The following is a 19591-nucleotide window of genomic DNA, read 5'->3' on the forward strand; positions in this document are numbered from 1 at the left end:
CCTTATAGCATTTCGATAAAGGCGGCGACGCGAGTGCTGAGCTGGCCGAGGTCCGCTGTCGAATAGTCGGTTTCTATCGCCATATAAGGAAGGTCGTGCTGCTGGCGGAGATGGCGTTTAATGGCCAGCGATTCCACGGCATAGGTATGGCAGGCCTGTAGAATGACGTCGATCACCCCGTCGGCCTGGTACTCCTCCACCATCTGGCTCAGCAGCTGCAGGCGCTGATGGTTAGGGGAAATACAGGAGCAGCCGATGGCGAGATATTTGTCGGTTAAGGCGTCGTAGACGTCGCCCTCTTCCGCCACGCAGCGCTCGGTGGCCTTCGCGCCGGTGCAGTTTTCATAGCCTACCACCCAGCCGCCGTTTTCTTCGATGGCGCGAACCACTTTCTCCGCCGCGCCGCCGATCGGGCAGCCGGTGATCAGAATGCGCGGGCGGGATGCCAGTCGTTTACCCTGCTGCCACTCCTGACGGATGCGCTCCGCCATGGCGTTGAGCTCGTCAATCAGCGCGGTTTTGTCGAAGCGGAAGGTGGCGCCGTACACCACTTTCAGGATGTCGCCGCCGCTGAGCGCCGGCGGATTGAGCTGCCCGAGACGATAAAAGTGGGCCAGCGCCCGGCGTTCACGGTTTTTCAGCACGATGGCTTCGCGCAGCGCCGCCTCGCTAATCGGCGCGCCAAACCGCGCCTCAATCACCTGCTGCAGGCGCAGGATCTCCGCTTTCCACAGCGCGCGGGAGGCCGCGTCGCTGGCGCTGTTCGGCAGCTGCATCACGTGGACCGCCTTGAACTCGGCCATGTACTCGTACATTTTCTTTTTGCCGTCGCAGGTGGTTTCCCCGACCACCAGGTCAGAGAAATAGAAGTAGGGGCATTTATCGGTTTTGCCGAAGCCGTAGCTGCTTTTGATTAACGGACAGAGATTGCGCGGCAGATCTTTTTCCGCTTCCTCGATGGTTTCATCGGAGGTAGAGCACAGCGAGACCACCACGGCCCCCGCCGCCATAGCGATCTCCTGAGGCATAAAGGTGCAGTAGGTACCCACCAGCGGCACGTTCTGCTCTTTAAGATCCATGACGGTGAGAAAGCCCTTCTGGCGAGCTTCCGAGAACTGGTCAAAAATAGCGGGTAGATCGGTGATAAGCGACATGGTTTTCCTTCCCCGTACACGGGAGATGCTGAAAGAGTCGCCATTATAACCCTGTTGTTTGTATGCTTTTATTGATCTCCTGCGTCTGCGCGCGGCGTTAATAGACCTTCTTTAAATCCATCTCTTCCTGGATCCGCTCGCTCCACGCCAGATGAGTGCGGATGGCCTCTTCGATACCGGCGTTGTAGAACAGCGGCCCCAGCTCCTGGGCGATAAAGTCGACAAAAAATTCAGCGTCAAACTGCTCCAGCTCGAGGTTAAACGTCTCTTCGCAGTACTTGCTGAGCCTGTCGCGCAGCAGGTCACGCTGCGCCGGGCTGAGTTCAATCTCACTCATGATGGGGCTTTCTCCGTAAAAGGGGTCACGACTGCCGGGCTTCAATGACCGCTTGCGCACACTGACGCTGGTGGCGTAACAGTCCGGCGAGGCAGCAGGCGGCGATGAGCCCGGCGGCCACCGCTAACAGGTGGTAGGGCAGTCTCCCGCCATGGAACCACAGCCAGCGCGCGCCTTCAATCGATAAGGCGCTGACGCTGAGGATCACGATATTCAGCGAAGCGGAGACCGTGCCTTTCGGCAGGTCGTTGGAAAAGAGGGTAAAGCGGAACAGCGTCGGGAAAATTAGCCCGATGCCGAAGGCGTAGAAGCAGGTGCCGAGCACCGACCACAGCCAGACGTGCGGCCATACCAGATTCCCAACGATCAGGATGGCCAGGCCGAGCATCTGTACCGGCACCGCGCTGAGGACAAAGCGCGGGCGGGTGGGATCTTTTACCCAGCGCGCCACCGACAGGTTGGCGATGATGACGGCGCTGAAGACCGGCACCTGGCTCCAGGCGAACTCGCTGGTGGTCAGCCCGCCGGCGTCCATTAAAATCACCGGCGATACCGCCACCCAGCTCATCAGTGGAATATAGCTCAGCGACAGCGTGGCGGCGCCGAGCAAAAAGATGCGGTTGCGAAAGACGTTGCGAAAATCGCGCAGCACGCCCAGGGGGCTGAACGGCACATCGCCCCGGCGCACCGTCTCCGGCATGGTCAACAGCAGCCCCAGCCAGGCCACCAGCCCCATGGCGGCGATAATGCCGAACAGCGCTTTCCAGTGGATAAAATGCATCAGCGCCGCGCCGGAGAGCGGGCCGACGATCGGTGCCACCAGCACGACGGAGGTGATCACCGCCATCAGCCTGATCGACCTTTTTTCCTCAAAGGCTTCCTGCACGGTGACGTAGCCGACGGTGGCAATAAAGCAGATGCTGGTGCCCTGCACGAAGCGGGCAATCAGGAACTGGGTCATGGAGGTGGTGAACAGCGTCGCCAGGCAGGCGAGGGTGAAAATGAGCGCGCCGGTGAGCAGTACCGGACGCCGTCCGATTCGGTCAGAGAGCGGCCCCAGCAGCCACTGCAGCGCCATGCCGCCGGCCATATACAGGCTTACCGAGGCTGGGGCCAGCGCCACATCGGCGTTAAAATCCCGCACCACGTGGAGGATCCCCGGCTGGATCAGGTCGGTGGTGAGATAGGCGGAAAAATCATACAGAATGAGCGCCGCCGGGAAGAACAGCGCGGCGGCGTGCCGGGTTAGCCAGTGTGTCATCCGGTGCATTATCTCGCCCTCCCTGTGGAATATTTATCAGCGCTATTGTTCAGATAGTATCATTGCTAACCAATATGCAGATGCAGCAGCGAGGGGATCTGCGAGAGCAGCCACAACAACAGGCCGATAGTTCCCCCCACCAGGGTGCCGTTGATGCGGATGAATTGCAGATCTTTACCGATGTTGAGCTCGATCTGCCGCGACATATCGCGGGCGTCCCAGCTCTTCACCGTGTCGCTGATATGTCGAGTGAGGAAGGCGGCGAACTCCGGCGCCACCCGATGCGCCGCCTGCTCCAGGTGTTCGTTGAGCGATTCGCGCAGAGCGTCGTCGCGGAGTAAGGTTTCACCGAACCACTGGCCGGCCTCGGCGATGCGCTGCTTGATACGCGAGTCGTCGCTGCTGATATCGTTTTTTACCCAGCCGCGCAGGTCGCCCCACACTTCGCCAAGATAGCGGTTGAAGGTCTCATCGTTTTTCAGCCAGGCTTTAATGTTATCGGCCTTCTGCGCCAGTTCCGGGTCGGATTTCAGGTTATCGATTAGCTTTTGCGTCGCGCGGTCAAAGGTCTGGCGGATCTGGTGGGTGCGATCGTGGGTGACTTCGTCCAGTAGGGTATTCACGGCGTCGGTGACCATCTCGGCGCTGTGCTCGCCGAGCCACTCGGTGGGTAAAAGCCTGGCCTTCAGCGGATGTTCGGTCTCCAGCCAGTGTACGATGCCGCGGGCGATAAAAGCGCGGGAGCTGTCGCGCTGCAGCAGGGCGATCAGCTGATTTATCAGCGAATCCAGCAGCTTTTGATGGCGGTTGTCGCGGGTCAGCCCCTCCAGCATCATGGCGCTGGTTTGCGTCAGGTCGACCTTATCGATCGCCTTATGCACCGCGCGCCGCAGCAGGCGCTGAATGCGGGCGTCATCGGTCAGTTCGAGAAAACCACTCATCACCTGCAGCAGGTGTTGGCCAACCCGCCGGGCGTTCTCAGGCTGGCTGAACCAGTTGCCGAGCATCAGCGCTGGTTGATAGCGGCGGATCAGCGCCACCAGCGACGGGGTATCGAGGAACTTCTCCTCAACGAAGCGGCCGAGGTTGTCGGCGATGCGATCTTTGTTGCGCGGGATAATCGCGGTATGGCGGGTGACAAAGGGCAGCGGAATACGGCGAAACAGGGCCACCACCGCAAACCAGTCGGCCAGCGCCCCGACCATCGCCGCTTCGGAAATGGCCTTCAGCGCGCTGACCCACGGCGTCGGCGGCAGCAGCAGGGTGGTAATAAATAGCGCGGCGGCGATCAGCAGCAGCGACAGCGCCAGCAGTTTGGCGCGTTTCAGTTCAGCGAGTTTTTCCATAAACTTAAGCATATAACCTGACGGCGAGGTCGTGCAAAAATCGCCAGATAATCCACAGACCGAACAACATCAGGATCGCTCCCGCCGCCCGCTCGACCCGCCAGACGATAGCGCTCAGGCGGCGCTGCACCTGCGGCAGCGCAATCGCGCTCACCAGCAGTAAATCCCAGAAGAACACCACGCTGACCATCCACAGTCCGCTCACCGTTTGCTGCAGCAGGGTGACCGCCGGCCCCAGCAGGGAAGTCATCAGCGCCAGATAAAACAGCGCATTCTTCGGGTTGAGCAGCGATGACCCCAGCCCCAGCAGTAGCTGCTTGCCGAACCCCGGACGCGATGCGCGAACGCTCTCTACCGCCATCGCCGCGGGACGGCTGCGAATCAGCAGGCTGCCAATCCACAGTAAGTAGCCCGCGCCCAACAGCTCGATGAGTAAAAACAGCAGCGGCGCCTGGCGCAGAAGTCCCCAGCCAACGATGGCCAGAACAATATACAGCGCATTGCCGGCGGCGATGCCGAGACACAGTCCGAGGCTGCCGCGGATCCGGTAGCGTACAGCGTAACCGACCAGCAGAAAAAAATCGGGGCCCGGGCTGAGCAGGGCGACAAAGTGGGACAGGGCTAACGCCGGGAAGGCGGCGGGGAAGAGAGTCGATAAGGTATGCATAGTGGCCTCGATAATGGTGCTGAGGCCACCCTACGCCAGATGGAAAATTACTTATTGTCGGAAATTGATCTGCTGTGCGCATACTGCCGCGGCGTGGCAGCGGTGTAGCTGACAAAGGTTTTATGGAAATGGCTCTGATCGGCAAAGCCGGCCTGATAGCCGACGTCGGCGATAGGGTCCCCGGCGCGTAAGCGCGTTTTCGCATATTCAATGCGCGCCATATTGATCAAGCTGGCGGGCGTCAGGCCGGTATCCTGTTTCACGGCGCGGATAACGGTCTCTTTACGTAGCGCGCTATCGTGGGCCAGCTTATCCAGCGATGGCGGCGCCGGCAGATCTGTCGCCAGGCGCTGAAACAGCAGGGCGCTGGCGTGATGTGGCGCCTGCGGCGCGGCGGCGCACAGCGGCAGCGCGTGCAGGAGCTGCGCCACCCGGGCTGGCAGTTGCTCAATGCGGCCGCGGCTCATCAGGGCGACAATCTGCTGGAAGCAGGCAAAGAGAGGGCTGTCGCGCAGCAGCGGCTGGGACGAAGCCATGCTGACGGTAGGGGGAATATCCGGACGCTGCGCATGGCACCATGCCGCCTCCAGGTACAGCATATGATAGCTGCGCGGCTGGTCACGCAGCGGATTACAGCTATGCGGCGCGTGCGGCGGGATCACGATCAGATCCCCGGGCTGCAGGAGATATTCCTGTCCATTGCACAGGCAGCGCGTTTCACCGTCGATAATCGCCCCCACCGAGAGCTGCGGGTGGCTGTGGCGCTTATAGGCCTGACGGCTGCGCCAGGTGCTGCGCAGCTCCAGCCACGGCAGGCGATCGTCTCGCCAGAAGGTTTGGGGAATATCTCGGGTATGGTTCACCGCATCGACCTTTGCTGAGGGGATAAATCGTTTATAGCATGCTGCGCCGAGGCTGTCGCCCGCCGAGATTTGCGTACCGCGTCGAAAAAGGATGTCGCGCTTGCAGTCCGGGGAAATATGTTTTCGTCGCGGAATGTAAAACTCCGGTTTCCGGGGTGCCAGAGTCATTCATGGGAGGTAGAGTCCCTGCAGGATAAGCAGGCAGGGATGAGCCGATGGCAAAGGGCACCACCTCGACGCCGCATGATGCGGTGTTTAAACAGTTTCTCACTCAGGCCGACATCGCCCGTGATTTCCTGGCGATCCATCTACCGCCTGCGCTGCGTCAGCGCTGCGACCTCGATACCTTACAGCTGGAGTCGGCAAGCTTTATCGAGGAGAGCCTGCGGGCCTGGTACTCCGATGTGCTGTGGTCACTCAAAACCGCGTCTGGCGAGGGCTACATTTATGTGGTTATCGAACATCAGAGCTCTCCGGATGCGCAGATGGCCTTCCGCCTGATGCGCTACGCCATCGCCGCGATGCAGCGCCATCTGGATAGCGGTCATACCAGACTGCCACTGGTGGTGCCGATGCTGTTCTATCACGGAGCGACCACGCCATACCCGTGGTCGCTCAACTGGCTGGACTGCTTTGCCGATCCACCGCTGGCGAGGGAGCTTTATGCCTCGCCCTTTCCGCTGGTGGATATCACGGTGATCCCCGACGATGAGATCGTTCGTCACCGGCGCGTGGCATTACTCGAGCTGATACAGAAGCATATTCGCCAGCGCGATTTAATGGGTATTGTTGAGCAGCTGACGACGATTTTACTTAGCGGTGACGCTAATGACAGGCAGATAAAAACGCTGTTTAATTATCTACTGCAGACTGGCAACGCGCGCCGCTTTGGCCGGTTTATCCAGGAAGTGGCGCAACGGGTTCCTCAGCACAGGGAGAGATTGATGACCATCGCCGAACGATTACAGGAAGTGTGGCGCAGAAAAGGCAAACGTGAAGGACAGCATGCCGAGGCGCTGCGCATTGCCCAGAGGATGCTGGCCGACGGCATTGCCCGCGAGACGGTGGTGAAAATCACCGGCCTGACCGCCGATGAGGTCGCCGCGCTGGCGCATTGATAACGCCGGGGCGGCCTGACGGTCGCCCCGGTTAGTCACCGTTATGGAATATTCCGGATATACCTAACTTTACCCGCATCGCCAGCCATCTCGACTACCCTTAATATCCTTAACGGCATTTTTGACTGCCTTAATAGCGATAACAAGGAGACATGCGATATGGCCTATCAGACGGTGAATCCTGCGAACAATCAGCTTATTAAAACGTACCCGGCGCACAGCGATGCGGACGTGGAGGCGGCGCTGCAGCAGGCGGATGCGCTCTATCATTCGGCCTGGGCGAAAGGCGATATTGAACCGCGCCTGGCGGTGCTGCATAAGCTGGCGGATCTGATCGACAGCCGGGTGGAAGATCTGGCGAAAATCGCCAGCCAGGAGATGGGGAAACTCATTAAGCAGAGCCGCGGCGAAGTGAAACTGTGCGCGCAAATCGCCCGCTATTACGCCGATAACGCCAAATCGATGCTGGCGCCGGTGAAGTATCCCTCCGAACTGGGTGAAGCCTGGGTTGAGCACCACCCCATCGGCGTCTTACTGGCGGTGGAGCCGTGGAACTTCCCCTATTACCAGCTGATGCGCGTCCTGGCGCCAAACCTGGCGGCCGGGAACCCGGTTATCGCCAAACACGCCAGCATCGTGCCGCACTGCGCGGAGACCTTTGCCCATCTGGTGCGCGAGGCCGGCGCACCGGAAGGGGCGTGGACCAACCTGTTTATCTCTCAGGATCAGGTGGCGAAGATTATCGCCGACGACCGTGTGCAGGGCGCGGCGCTGACCGGGTCGGAAAAAGCTGGCAGCGTGGTGGCGGCGCAGGCGGCGAAGCATATTAAGAAATCGACCCTGGAACTGGGCGGCAACGATGTGTTTGTGGTGCTCGACGATGCCGACCTCGATCGCGCGGTGAAAATCGGCGTCCAGGCGCGGCTGAATAACGCCGGCCAGGTGTGTACTGCCGCCAAGCGGTTTATTCTGCATGAGAGCATCGCTGAGTCGTTTCTGACGAAATTTAGCGAGGCGTTTCGCCAGGTAAAAATAGGCGATCCGCTGGATGAAGGCACCACGCTGGGGCCGCTCTCCTCTAAAGATGCGCTGGAAACCTTGAGCAAGCAGGTGGACGAGGCGGTCAAAAACGGCGCCACGCTGCATCTGGGCGGCAAAGCGGTGGCGCGGGAGGGCAACTTCTTTGAACCCACTATCCTGACCGGTATCACCCGTGACAACCCGGCGTACTTCGAAGAGTTCTTTGGCCCGGTGGCGCAGATCTACGTGGTGAAAAACGATGAGGAGGCGATTGCGCTTGCCAATGATTCTCACTATGGCCTGGGCGGCGCGGTGTTCAGTCAGGACATCGAACGCGCCAAACGGATGGCATCCGCCATTGAAACCGGGATGGTCTATATCAACTGGCTGACCGATACCGCGCCAGAACTGCCGTTTGGCGGCGTGAAGCGTTCCGGTTATGGCCGGGAGCTCTCCGATCTCGGGATCAAAGAGTTCGTGAACCAGAAGCTGGTGGTGGTGCGCCGCTAGGCCTGCCATAAAAAAACCTGCCATCTGGCAGGTTTTTTTATAATAGATTTATTGCACTTCGACTTTATCCCAGCCGCTTTTGAACATACAGCTGTCGACTAAGGTCTCCCGCTGATATTCATTCGCGTCTTCTACTGTATAACTTGTTTCAACATCCTGTTTCTTTTGTTTTTTGTCCGTTTTTTCTGAACTGGACCCGGTCACCACGTTATCCGGCGGGAGATCGACCAGGGCCTGCGCTTCACATTCGGTGAGCTTTTTATGCATCTCGGCATCGCTTAAACCCGGCTTCACCCAGGTATACTGAGTGCAGCCGGTCAGCAGCAACGCCAGGCTCAGCGCAGAGAGCGCGGCGAGACGTGATTTCATCAGAAGGTAACCCCGCCGCCTACGTAGGCGCCGTCAATCAGGGTGTGGTTTGGGCGGCCCTCTTTGCCGTCAACGCTCACGTGACGGTAACCCACCTTCAGGGTCAATGGACCAACCGGGGACCAGCTCACGCCGCCGTTCGCTTCAACATAGTTTTTCACGCTGTTGTTCAGGCCGTCGGGCGCGACATACCCTTCGCCAAATACGTGGATGCTGTCGGTCAGGGCCACGTTCACCCCGCCGCCGACCGGAAACGCGACGCCGTTATCGCCTTTTTTCGGTCCCAGATAGATAGCTTTCGCGCCAGCGTTGAGCATCACCGGGCCCACTTCCAGATTGTAACCCGCGCCAACGCCGCCGGTCTGGCTACCGTCATCGGTATTCTTCAGCCAGTGGCTTTCGGCATACAGGCCGGAAGAGGATTTACCCATTTCCATATTCAGGTTGGTAAAATTCTTACCTTGTTCAACGGTAAACCCCATTGCCATGGCGGAACCAGAGACCGCGGTCAGGGCAGCAACAATAAGGATGTTAAGCTTTTTCATGGTTTGCTCCTCGTCATTAAATTTGTCTGAGGGCACCTTAACAATCGATGTTTAACTCTGCAAATGTGACTTACGTCGATTTTTTATGCTGGTTTTGTCAGCGGTGTGTTTTGATAATGTTGTAAAGACGTTGGGTTACGGCGAGGTCAATCATGAAATTTGGTCTGTTTAGCAGAGGTTTAATGGGTGAGCTAAACAGAAACTGAACAGGGCGGGCATTAATTATTAAGGATCCTATTCATTTAGTTTCTTATTATTTCCAAAAGTGTTTCTACTGTTACTTATAAAAACGTTGATTTACATTTTTCGACGCGATGACGACGTTTTGTTCCTGTCTTTGACGATGTGCGGTGAGAGAAGGGGGCCTGCGCCTTAGCGCGCAGGCGGGTAGGTTAGCGTCGTAACCCGGCAAACGCCGCGCGAATCTCCTCTTCCGGCAACTGAATGCCGATAAACACCAGCGTGCTGTGCGGCGTTTCATCGCCCCACGGGCGATCCCAGTCGGCGCTGTAGAGGCGCTGCACGCCCTGGAACAGCAGCCGATTCGGCTCGCCGTCGATCCACAGCATCCCTTTATAGCGCATCAATTGATCGGCGAAGGAGAGCAGCAGGTTTTCCATTACCCGTGATACCTCGCTGATATCCACCGGGTAATCCATCTCAACCACGATTGATGACACGTCGTTTTGCTTCTCGGCCATAAAGTGGAAACGCGGTGTGCTGTTAACGACCTTCTCTTCCAGCATAAAGCCGCTGGTGTTAAACAGCTGGCTTAGATCGATATCGCCATGAATGACGGTATAAATCGGCGCCCGGGCATTGATGCGCGCCAGGCGTTCGCGCAGCTTTTCGGTATCGCCGGCTACATCAGTTTTGGTCAGCAAAATGCGGTCCGCGTAGCCCACCTGCGACTGGGCGATGGTGAACTGATCCATCTGCTGGTCGGCATGGACCGCATCCACCAGGGCGATCACGCCATCCAGCAGATAGCGCTCGCAAAGCACCTCATGGGAGAAAAAGGTTTGGATAATCGGCCCCGGGTCGGCCATGCCGGTGCACTCAATCACCAGCCGGTCAAACTCGATTTCGCCGCGATCGCGGCTGTCGAGAAGATCGAGCAGGGCGTCTTCCAGTTCGTTGGAGCGCGTACAGCAGATGCAGCCGTTGGTCAGGGTTTTGATCTGCGTGGCGCGGTCGCCGATCAGCTGATCGTCAACGGAGACTTCGCCAAATTCATTTTCAATCACGGCGATTTTGAAACCGTGCTGCTCATTCAGGATATGGCGCAGGAGGGTGGTTTTTCCTGCGCCGAGAAAACCGGTGAGTAGGGTGACTGCAATCGGTGCCATTATTGCCTCCATTAACAGCAGCGTACGCCGCCTTTGCCGTCGCCGCCGTAGCGGGCCTGCTGGCGTTCGCGGAAGAATTCTTCATAAGTCATGTACGGCTGATCCGGATGGTTGGTTTGCATATGGGCGACGTAGTTGTCGTAATCCGGAATGCCAATCAGCATTTTCGCCGCCTGACCGAGATATTTTTTAGCCTGACCTAAGTTACCAAACATTGTAAGTTCCAGATAACGAATAAAGCCGGATGGCGACTCGCGCCTTATCCGGCCTACGTTAATGCGCTTGTTTGTAGGCCGGATAAACGTAGCGCTATCCGGCATCAGAGTTAATGATGTGAAGAGGTCTTCACACCGCCTTCCGGTACCGGCACGTACGGGGTCTCTTTGTCGGTGCGCACCTTATTGTTGCGCACGTTGAGCCAGGTTTTGATGCCGTAGAAGATGATGCTGTACACCACCACCAGGAACAGGATACTCAGCCCGGCGTTGGTGTAGTTGTTGACCACGATATGATTCATGTTGGCAATCTGCTGCGCGGTCAGCTCGCCGCCGGCAGCAATCTTCTCTTTATACTGCTGAGCCATAAAGAAGAAGCCTTCCATCTGCGGGTTGGTGCTGAACAGCTTCAGGCCCAGCGCCCAGGTGGTGCACAGCAGCAGCCACGCAGCCGGGATCACGGTGACCCAGATATATTTGGTGCGCTGCATTTTGACCAGCACCACGGTGCCAAGCACCAGCGCCACGGCGGCCAGCATCTGGTTAGAGATACCGAACAGCGGCCACAGGCTCTTCACGCCGCCCAGCGGGTCGACCACGCCCTGATACAGCAGGTAGCCCCACAGCCCGACGCAGCCCGCGGTACCGATAATCCCGGCGACCAGCGAGTCGGTTTTTTTCAGGAACGGCACGAAGTTACCCAGCAGATCCTGCAGCATAAAGCGGCCTGCGCGGGTACCGGCATCCAGCGCGGTGAGGATAAACAGCGCTTCAAACAGGATACCAAAGTGGTACCAGAAGCCCATATCCGCCATCGGGATGATTTTATGGAACACGTGGGCGATACCGACGGCCAGCGTCGGCGCGCCGCCGGCGCGGTTCAGTACCGAAGGTTCGCCGATATCTTTCGCCGTCTGCAGGATCTGCTCAGGTGAAATCACGAAGCCCCAGGAGCTGACGGTCGCCGCCGCGTGGACGGTCACTTCTTTCAGCTGCGCGGCGATCATCGCCGCGTTTTCACCGCCCATTTCGTGCAGGTTCGGCATGACGATGCCAAGGCCCGCCGGCGGGGTGTTCATCGCGAAGTAGAGACCCGGTTCGATAATCGATGCCGCGACCAGCGCCATGATGGCCACGAAAGATTCCATCAGCATCGCGCCATAGCCGATAAAACGGGCATCGGTTTCGTTGGCCAGCAGCTTCGGCGTGGTGCCGGAGGCGATCAGCGCGTGGAAGCCGGAGACCGCGCCGCAGGCGATAGTGATAAACAGGAACGGGAACAGGGCGCCTTTCCACAGCGGGCCGGTGCCATCAATGTACTGGGTCACCGCCGGCATTTTCAGGTCCGGGTTGAGGATAACGATCCCCAGCGCCAGGCCGACGATAACGCCGATTTTCAGGAAAGTAGCCAGATAGTCACGCGGCGCCAGAATCAGCCATACCGGCAGCAGGGCGGAGATAAACGCGTAGCCAATCAGGGTAAAGGTGATGGTGGTGTCTTTAAAGGTCAGCGCCGGGCCCCAGTAGGGGTCGTGAGCAATAATGCCGCCGAACCAGATGGAGGCCACCAGCAGCACGATACCGATAACCGACACTTCACCCACGCGGCCAGGGCGCAGGAAGCGCATGTAGATCCCCATGAACAGCGCGATAGGTACCGTCGAGCAGACGGTAAAGACGCCCCACGGGCTCTCCGCCAGCGCTTTCACTACGATCAGCGCCAGTACCGCGAGGATGATGATCATAATCAGGAAGCAGCCAAACAGGGCGATAGAGCCCGGAACCGGCCCCATCTCCTGCTTGATCATCTCGCCCAGCGAGGCGCCGTTACGCCGCGAGGAGATAAACAGCACCATAAAGTCCTGTACTGCCCCCGCCAGCACCACGCCGGCCAGCAGCCAGAGGGTGCCAGGCAGATAGCCCATCTGCGCGGCAAGCACCGGGCCCACCAGCGGGCCGGCGCCGGCAATGGCGGCGAAGTGGTGGCCAAACAGCACGTAGCGGTTGGTCGGCACATAGTTCAGGCCATCGTTATTAATGACCGCCGGCGTCGAGCGCGTCGGGTCAAGCTTCATCACCTTCTGCGCGATATACAGGCTGTAATACCGGTAGGCGACGAGGTACACGGAAACCGACGCCACGACGATCCACAGGGCACTGACGTGCTCACCGCGGCGCAGGGCGACGACTGAGAGGCAAAATGCCCCGATGATTCCGAGAATCACCCAGGGTATGTGCTTGAGTAGTTTTTTGGTATCCATAGTAAAACCTGGCGTTAATTAGATGAATAATTGGCCGAAGCCGTCTGGTTTTAAGTAAGGGTTAATGGAGGTATTGATTAGCTAGGCTGGCTTCGATCTTGCCAGAACTACGCGCGCGTAAAGTTGGGTAAATCGGTGAGTGGTTGTATAGGGGGTTAAGCGGTTACTGGAGGGGGTAAGCGGTTGGCTACGAAGTGAACAGGGCTGGATTATGTGATTGTGATCACAGGAGATTGTGGCCTGCGACTCTGTTGGTTAACGCTCCTCCCCAACCGGGGAGGAGCAGGTGAGGCCATTACACCGCGACTTCCATGTCCATCATCACCGGGTGGAAACGGCGTTTAAAGTAAATCAGGCCGTGGCCTTGCGGGCTCAGGGTAATATTGCGGATCTCCACCAGATATACCAGGTGGGTACCGATGGTTTGCACCTGGCTAATCTCGCCTTCGAGACTGGCCAGCGAGCCCTTCAGCACCGGCTGCCCGAGCGCGCCGTGCTGCCAGCCGCTGAGGGCAAACCGCTCTTCCATCGTCACCCCGGTCATCCCGGCGAAATGACGGGCCATGATTTCCTGTTCGTGGTTCAGCACGTTGATGCACAACTTGCCGTTGCCCTGAAACACCGGGTTCATCGCGCTGTTGGCGTTGATACACACCATCACCGATGGCGGCGTATCCGTCACCGAGCACACCGCCGTGGCGGTAATCCCGCAGCGGCCGGCTTCGCCTGCGGTAGTGACCACATTCACCGCCGCCGACAGGCTGGCCATGGCATCGCGAAAACGCAGGCGTTGTTCATCTAATTGCATTATGACCTCCCGCTGCGAATTACTTCAGCAGCTTATCCAACATGTTGATATCAGCGTTATTGTGCAGATGCGGCACCGTCCAGCCGTTCTGGTCGTACTCGGACAGGCAGCGGTCGACCATCGCCATCATCTTGTCCATATTGCCGGAGCTCTGCGCCTGGCGCAGACACTGCAGGCGAATCTGATCCTGGCTACCGGAGTAGTTGATTTCATACAGCTCGTGGCGGCCGCCGAATTCGCTGCCGATGGCGTCCCACATCAGTTTGAGGATCTTGATGCGTTCAACGTGATCCATACCGTTGGAGCCGCGCACGTACTTCGCCAGATACTGGTCGATCTGCGGGTTGTTCAGATCGCGGGCGCTGGACGGCAGATAAATCAGGCCGCTGGTGACGTTGCGCTCGATGATGTTTTTGATCTTGGCGTAGGCCATCGGGGCCATCACGCGATAGGTCTGCAGCGCGGCGTGATCCGGCAGCCATGCGCCGTTGACCCACGGCGTCGCTTCCGAGCACATGGAATCGCTTAACGCCCAGAACATGTTGCGCCACGCCACAACTTCGCCAAGGTCGGCCTGCACGCCGCGGAATTCGAGGGTACCAGTACATTCCAGAGAACGCTTCAGCAGGGCGGTGATAAAGTCCAGTTTCACCGCCAGGCGCACGCAGGCCTGCAGCGGATACATGCGGGCGAAACCGCCCTCCATGGTCCAGCGACGGCAGCGGTCAAAGTCGCGGTAAATCAGCACGTTCTCCCAGGGGATCAGCACTTTATCCATGACCAAAATCGCGTCGTTCTCGTCGAAACGGCTGGAGAGCGGATAGTCGTACGGGGACCCGGTCGCGCCGGCGACCATCTCATAGGAGGCGCGGGAGATAAGCTTCACCCCTTCGGCATCCATCGGCGCGACGAACATCAGCGCGAAGTCCGGGTTCTCGCCCATCACCTGTGCGGAGCCGAAGCCGATCATGTTGTAGTGGGTCAGCGCCGAGTTGGTGGCGACCACTTTCGCGCCGCTGACGATGATCCCGGCATCGGTCTCTTTTTCCAGCTTGATGTAAACATCCTTCACTTCATCAGCCGGCTTGTGGCGGTCGATCGGCGGGTTGACGATCGCATGGTTAAAGTACAGGCCGGTTTCCTGAATGCGGGTGTACCAGTTGCGGGCGTTCTGCTCGAACTGGCCGTAAAACGCCGGGTTGGCGCCCAGCGCGCAGCCGAAGGCGGCTTTATAGTCCGGGGTGCGGCCCATCCAGCCGTAGCTTAGGCGTGACCACTCGGCGATGGCGTCGCGCTGCTGGCGCAGATCGTCGGCGCTTTTCGCCACGCGGAAGAATTTATGGGTGTAGCCGCCGCTGCCGGTATCGGTGCCCCAGCACAGGGAATCCTGCATCTCCGGTTTGTGCAGCGCATCGTACAGCTGAGCGACAGAAGCCGCGGCATTACGGAAGGCCGGGTGGGTGGTGACATCCTTCACGCGCTCGCCGTAGATATAAATTTCGCGGCCATCCTGCAGGCTTTTTAAATATTCTTCGCCAGTTAACGGGCGTTTCGCGTCGGCGCGGAAATCTTCAGGTTTCATAGGGGCCTCTTCAGTATTTATCGGAAAATAATGTTAAATATATGTTTTGTTTTTGTTGTTTAATTGAAGCGGTTATTGCGCTTGTCGTGAAGGGACGTTTGCGACAACGACGGGTACTTTTCAGGCGGGAGTGAATTTTGTGATCTCTGCAGCTTTTGCCGGCTGGCGCGGCGCTGACCCTACCTGTGGGCCATCGTCCTGCAGGCGCAGCGCCAGCGGGAACTTACGATACCGGTACTTTTTGCGCCCGGTAGCTGCTGGGCGAGCAGCCGACCTGGCGGCTAAAAAAGCGCGCAAAATAAGCGGGATCTTTAAACCCCAGCTGCCAGGCTATCTCATTAACCGCGCTATCGGAAAACAACAGCAGCCGCTTCGCCTCGCGTAGCTGGCGGTCGAATATCAGCCGCTTCGGCGAACGGTTGGCAAAGCGGCGACAGATATCGGTCAGCCGCGATTCGGTCAGGTGCAGCTCCCTGGCGTAATCCGGTACCGTCCAGTGCTGATGGTAGTGGCTGTCGATCATCTGGTTAAAGCGCTGGAATAGCTTCAGCTCGCCGCGCATGCCGCTGGCAGCGTGATCGTCGAGCTTTGCGTTACGCAATAGCAGGGTAAAGACCGCCTGCGCCAGCAGCGCCAGGGTATGCTCGCGCCCCGGCAACTGGGCGGTAGATTCCCGGCGAATCAGCTGCCAGTAGTGCGCCAGCGCCGCCAGCTCGTCGGGTTTATCCGCCAGCGACAGGCAGATCCCCGGCAGGCCGAAGGTCTCCCGCGTGCCGGGATAAAGCACCTCCAGCAGCGGCCAGATGAGTTCTTCGTGCACCGTCAACACGTGACCATCGCTATCGGACTCGGTAATAAAGGCGTGCGGCACCGAAGGCGGCGTTATCACAAACAGCGGCGCCTGCACCGAGTAGCGATGGTCATCAAGCTGCAGCTCAATCTGCCCGGTATCAAGAAAGTGCATCTGAAAATAGCGGTCGTGGCGATGCGCCTGCATGTCGCGGCCAAAAAAGGCCGCCATACGGGCAAACGACTGATAGTGCACCTCTTCGGTACCCAGGCTCTCGTCGTAATCTTTATTGATGTCGATGTTGGCGATGGAATGCTGACACATACCCGCTCCTTAGTGGCCTTTTTGCGCCGCTAAGCCCGGCGCGGCGGCGGCGTCCTCACGCTGGCTCATTGGAATGCGGGTGAGCACCAGCGCGCCGACGATCAGCAGTCCGGCGACAAACCACAGCCCGGAGCTAAAGCTGCCGGTGGTATCACGCAAAATGCCGATCAACAGCGGGCTGACGGCAGAGCCGACGTTGCCGATGGCGTTGATCACCGCCAGCGCCACCGCGCGCGACTGCAGGCTGATCACCCGATCCGGGGTGGTCCAGAAAATGGCCATCGCGGTAAAGGATCCCACCGAAGCCATAATAATGCCGATCAGCTGGATCAGGCTGTGGTGCGTTGCCGAAGCCAGCAGCCAACCCGCCGCGGCGAACAGGTAGGGCAGGATGGTATGCATCTTGCGCTCTTTGCGCCGGTCGGAGCGGCGACTCCACCAGATCATGCCGAAAATGGTGCAGAACTGCGGGATCGCCGCCAGCAGGCCAATCATGATGTTGCTACTGCCGGTGTTGAAGCTCTGCAGGATCTGCGGCGTCCAGATATTAATGGCGCTGAGGGTATTGGTCAGGCAGAAGTAGGCCAGGGTATACATCAGCACCGCTGGCGTCAGGACTTCGCGCAGCGTGGAACGCGGCGAAGCCGGGACGATCGCCGCATGTTCCCGTTCGCGATCGATCATCGCCTTCAGCGCCTGTTTCTCTTCGTTATCCAGCCAGTTGGCTTTATCCGGCGTGTCGTTGAGGAAGAACCAGGTGACGACGCCAAGCACCACCGATGGCAGGCCTTCCAGCAGAAACAGCCACTGCCAGCCCTTCAGGTTCCACAGGCCGTCGAGCGCCAGAATATAGCCGGAAAGTATCGAGCCGAGCATCATCGTCACCGGCATGGCGATCATAAAAAGGGCGTTGGCGCGGGCGCGATGGTAGGCCGGGAACCACCAGGTCAGATAGACGAGGATCCCTGGTAGGAAACCAGCCTCGGCGATGCCGACCAGCATGCGCAGGATGTACAGCGTATGCGGGCTGGTGGCGAACATGGTACAGGTCGAGGCGATCCCCCAGACCACCATGATCCCGGCGATCCAACGGCGCGCGCCAACTTTCGCCAGCATGATATTGCTGGGGATCCCGCACAGTACGTAGGTGACGTAGAACAGCGTCGCCGCCAGGCCGAACATGGTGGAGGTCAGACCGAGGTCTTTGCCCATCGTCAGGCCGGCGAAGCCGATATTAATGCGGTCCAAAAATGAGAAAACAAAGAGAACGAACAGGAAGGTGATCAGGCGGCGGAACAGCTTTTTGATCACCCGGTTTTCTACTTCAACGGATTTATTATCATTGTGTTGCAGGGTAGAGGTAGTCATGTTGCGCTCCACATTATCCGTTCAATAGACGGATTTATTGTTATCGGTTGTGGTCGTTGCGGTGTGGGTAAACCGGGCCGCCAGCGCTTCTGCGCCGCGGGCCAGCAGGGTGGTATCGACGCCGACGGCGACGAACAGCGCGCCCAGTTCGAGATAGCGCTTCGCCAGCTGTTCATTGGCCATCAGGATCCCCGGCGCTTTACCGGCCTGACGGATTTGCTGGATGGCATCTTCAATGGCGGCCTGTACTTCCGGGTGCTGCGGATTGCCGCCGTGACCCATATCGGCGCTGAGGTCCGCCGGGCCGATAAACACCCCGTCCACCCCGTCGACATCGAGGATCTGCGGCAGATTTTTCAGCGCTTCGCGGGTCTCAATCTGTACCAGGACGCACATGGCGTCGTTGGCCTGGTGGAGATAATCCGGCACGCGGTTCCAGCGCGAGGCGCGGGCCAGCGCGCTGCCGACGCCGCGCATGCCGGCGGGCGGGTAGCGGGTGGCTCTGACCGCCAGCCGCGCTTCGTCGGCGTTCTGCACCATCGGCACCAGCAGGGTTTGCGCGCCGATATCCAATAGCTGTTTGATCTGCACCGGGTCGTTCCACGATGGGCGGACCACCGGCTGGCTAGGGTAGGGCGCGATGGCCTGAAGCTGGGTCAGCACCGTTTGTACATTGTTGGGCGCATGTTCGCCGTCGATCAGCAGCCAGTCGAAGCCGGCGCCGGCCAGCAGTTCGGCGCTGTAGCTACTGCACAGCCCAAGCCACAGGCCGATTTGCGGACGCCCGGCCTTGAGCGCCGCTTTAAAAGCGTTGTTCATGTTGCTCTCCTCAGACAAAGCGGCAGCTGATGGCGCCCATATTGCCGTAGTCGACATGGAAGGTATCGCCCTTGCGTGCCGGTACCGGACGGGTAAAGGAGCCGCCGAGAATAATCTGCCCGGCTTCGAGCTGAACATCGTACGGCGCCAGCTTGTTGGCCAGCCAGGCCACGCCGTTGGCCGGGTGATTGAGCACCCCGGCGGCGACGCCGGTCTCCTCAATCACGCCGTTGCGGTACAGCAGGGCGGAGATCCAGCGCAGATCCAGCTCGTCGGGTTTAATCGGGCGGCCGCCGAGGATCACCCCGGCGTTGGCGGCGTTATCGGAAATGGTGTCGAACACTTTGCGCGGGCGCTGGGTTTCCGGATCGATGTTGTGGCAGCGGGCGTCAATAAGCTCCAGCGCCGGAATAACGAAGTCGGTGGCGTTGTAGACATCAAACAGCGTGCAGTTCGGGCCGCGCAGCGGTTTGGCCAGCACGAAGGCCAGCTCGACTTCGATACGCGGAACGATAAAGCGGTCGGTGGGGATATCGCTGCCGTCGTGGAAGAACATATCGTCAAGCAGCGCGCCGTAGTCCGGCTCGCTGATCTGCGAGCTGGCCTGCATGGCTTTTGAGGTCAGACCGATCTTGTGGCCTTTGAGTACGCGGCCTTCGGCGATCTTCATCTCGACCCACTCGCGCTGGACGGCGTAAGCGTCCTCAATGGTGATCGACGGATAATCCAGCGAGATCGCGCGGATCTGTTCACGCTGTTTTTCGGCCTGATTCAGCCGCTGGGCAATCAGGGTTCGGGTCTGTTTATCGAGCATAGTGATTCCTGTGGCATTGTATTGCCGGATGGCGCTTCGCTTATCCGGCCTACAAATTCATGGCCGTTGTA

Annotated in this window: 19 protein-coding genes; 2 read left to right on the top strand and 17 right to left on the bottom strand. The window is 59.0% G+C overall.

Annotated features, from left to right (window positions below; all coding sequences use genetic code 11):
* Nucleotides 1–2: 2 nt before the first annotated feature.
* The 6 genes from CE636_RS18275 to CE636_RS18300 all read right to left on the bottom strand — a co-directional run bounded on the left by CE636_RS18275 (nucleotide 3) and on the right by CE636_RS18300 (nucleotide 5628).
* A complete protein-coding gene (locus tag CE636_RS18275) occupies nucleotides 3–1154 on the bottom strand; it encodes a double-cubane-cluster-containing anaerobic reductase (protein WP_017899135.1) in 1152 nt (383 codons plus the stop codon).
* 97 nt (nucleotides 1155–1251) lie between these two features.
* Nucleotides 1252–1491 (bottom strand): DUF2164 domain-containing protein, encoded by a 240-nt coding sequence (locus CE636_RS18280; RefSeq protein WP_004204157.1) that lies wholly within the window; start codon nucleotides 1489–1491, stop codon nucleotides 1252–1254.
* A 25-nt stretch (nucleotides 1492–1516) separates the two neighbouring features.
* A complete protein-coding gene (gene mdtM, locus CE636_RS18285) occupies nucleotides 1517–2764 on the bottom strand; it encodes a multidrug efflux MFS transporter MdtM (RefSeq protein ID WP_025999147.1) in 1248 nt (415 codons plus the stop codon).
* 53 nt (nucleotides 2765–2817) lie between these two features.
* Nucleotides 2818–4110, bottom strand: a complete 1293-nt coding sequence (locus CE636_RS18290) for a DUF445 domain-containing protein (RefSeq protein ID WP_017899133.1) — start codon at nucleotides 4108–4110, stop codon at nucleotides 2818–2820.
* Nucleotides 4103–4765 carry a LysE family translocator gene (locus tag CE636_RS18295; RefSeq protein ID WP_017899132.1) on the bottom strand — a complete coding sequence of 221 codons (663 nt, stop codon included), beginning with the start codon at nucleotides 4763–4765 and terminating at the stop codon, nucleotides 4103–4105. The genes CE636_RS18290 and CE636_RS18295 overlap by 8 nt, the downstream gene beginning before the upstream one ends.
* A gap of 47 nt (nucleotides 4766–4812) precedes the next feature.
* Entirely contained in the window at nucleotides 4813–5628 is an 816-nt protein-coding gene (locus tag CE636_RS18300; protein WP_025999145.1) for an AraC family transcriptional regulator, read from the bottom strand.
* A 215-nt stretch (nucleotides 5629–5843) separates the two neighbouring features.
* On the opposite strand from CE636_RS18300, the gene CE636_RS18305 reads away from it, so the two are divergent.
* Both CE636_RS18305 and CE636_RS18310 read left to right on the top strand, forming a co-directional pair.
* Nucleotides 5844–6746 (top strand): Rpn family recombination-promoting nuclease/putative transposase, encoded by a 903-nt coding sequence (locus CE636_RS18305; protein ID WP_017899130.1) that lies wholly within the window; start codon nucleotides 5844–5846, stop codon nucleotides 6744–6746.
* A 159-nt stretch (nucleotides 6747–6905) separates the two neighbouring features.
* Complete coding sequence (locus CE636_RS18310; protein WP_017899129.1) at nucleotides 6906–8276, top strand: NAD-dependent succinate-semialdehyde dehydrogenase; 1371 nt, start codon at nucleotides 6906–6908, stop codon at nucleotides 8274–8276.
* Between the two features lie 48 nt (nucleotides 8277–8324).
* Here CE636_RS18310 and CE636_RS18315 read toward each other — a convergent pair whose 3' ends face one another.
* From CE636_RS18315 to hpaH, 11 genes are all read right to left on the bottom strand, one after another.
* The gene (locus CE636_RS18315; RefSeq protein WP_004204165.1) at nucleotides 8325–8645 is read right to left on the bottom strand and encodes a hypothetical protein; all 321 of its coding nucleotides are present in this window, start codon (nucleotides 8643–8645) and stop codon (nucleotides 8325–8327) included.
* Entirely contained in the window at nucleotides 8645–9190 is a 546-nt protein-coding gene (locus tag CE636_RS18320; RefSeq protein WP_004204167.1) for a YfaZ family outer membrane protein, read from the bottom strand. Before CE636_RS18320 ends, CE636_RS18315 begins: the two co-directional genes overlap by 1 nt.
* Nucleotides 9191–9582: 392 nt before the next feature.
* Nucleotides 9583–10539: a GTPase gene (gene yjiA, locus CE636_RS18325; protein ID WP_017899128.1), complete on the bottom strand. Its 957-nt coding sequence runs from the start codon at nucleotides 10537–10539 to the stop codon at nucleotides 9583–9585.
* An 11-nt stretch (nucleotides 10540–10550) separates the two neighbouring features.
* Entirely contained in the window at nucleotides 10551–10754 is a 204-nt protein-coding gene (locus CE636_RS18330) for a YbdD/YjiX family protein (RefSeq protein WP_004204171.1), read from the bottom strand.
* Between the two features lie 110 nt (nucleotides 10755–10864).
* Nucleotides 10865–13015 carry a carbon starvation CstA family protein gene (locus CE636_RS18335; protein ID WP_004204173.1) on the bottom strand — a complete coding sequence of 717 codons (2151 nt, stop codon included), beginning with the start codon at nucleotides 13013–13015 and terminating at the stop codon, nucleotides 10865–10867.
* A 295-nt stretch (nucleotides 13016–13310) separates the two neighbouring features.
* Nucleotides 13311–13823, bottom strand: coding sequence for a 4-hydroxyphenylacetate 3-monooxygenase reductase subunit (locus tag CE636_RS18340; RefSeq protein ID WP_017899127.1), 513 nt, complete (start codon nucleotides 13821–13823; stop codon nucleotides 13311–13313).
* A 19-nt stretch (nucleotides 13824–13842) separates the two neighbouring features.
* Complete coding sequence (gene hpaB, locus CE636_RS18345; protein ID WP_017899126.1) at nucleotides 13843–15405, bottom strand: 4-hydroxyphenylacetate 3-monooxygenase, oxygenase component; 1563 nt, start codon at nucleotides 15403–15405, stop codon at nucleotides 13843–13845.
* Between the two features lie 223 nt (nucleotides 15406–15628).
* A complete protein-coding gene (gene hpaA / locus CE636_RS18350) occupies nucleotides 15629–16519 on the bottom strand; it encodes a 4-hydroxyphenylacetate catabolism regulatory protein HpaA (RefSeq protein WP_004204176.1) in 891 nt (296 codons plus the stop codon).
* A gap of 9 nt (nucleotides 16520–16528) precedes the next feature.
* Nucleotides 16529–17887, bottom strand: a complete 1359-nt coding sequence (gene hpaX, locus CE636_RS18355) for a 4-hydroxyphenylacetate permease (protein ID WP_004204177.1) — start codon at nucleotides 17885–17887, stop codon at nucleotides 16529–16531.
* 21 nt (nucleotides 17888–17908) lie between these two features.
* Nucleotides 17909–18706 carry a 4-hydroxy-2-oxoheptanedioate aldolase gene (gene hpaI, locus CE636_RS18360; RefSeq protein ID WP_017899125.1) on the bottom strand — a complete coding sequence of 266 codons (798 nt, stop codon included), beginning with the start codon at nucleotides 18704–18706 and terminating at the stop codon, nucleotides 17909–17911.
* Nucleotides 18707–18716: 10 nt separating this feature from the next.
* Entirely contained in the window at nucleotides 18717–19520 is an 804-nt protein-coding gene (gene hpaH, locus CE636_RS18365) for a 2-oxo-hept-4-ene-1,7-dioate hydratase (protein WP_004204180.1), read from the bottom strand.
* Nucleotides 19521–19591 lie beyond the last annotated feature (71 nt).

Origin of the sequence: Klebsiella sp. LY, from assembly GCF_004010915.1 — a bacterium.
Lineage (GTDB): Bacteria > Pseudomonadota > Gammaproteobacteria > Enterobacterales > Enterobacteriaceae > Klebsiella > Klebsiella quasipneumoniae.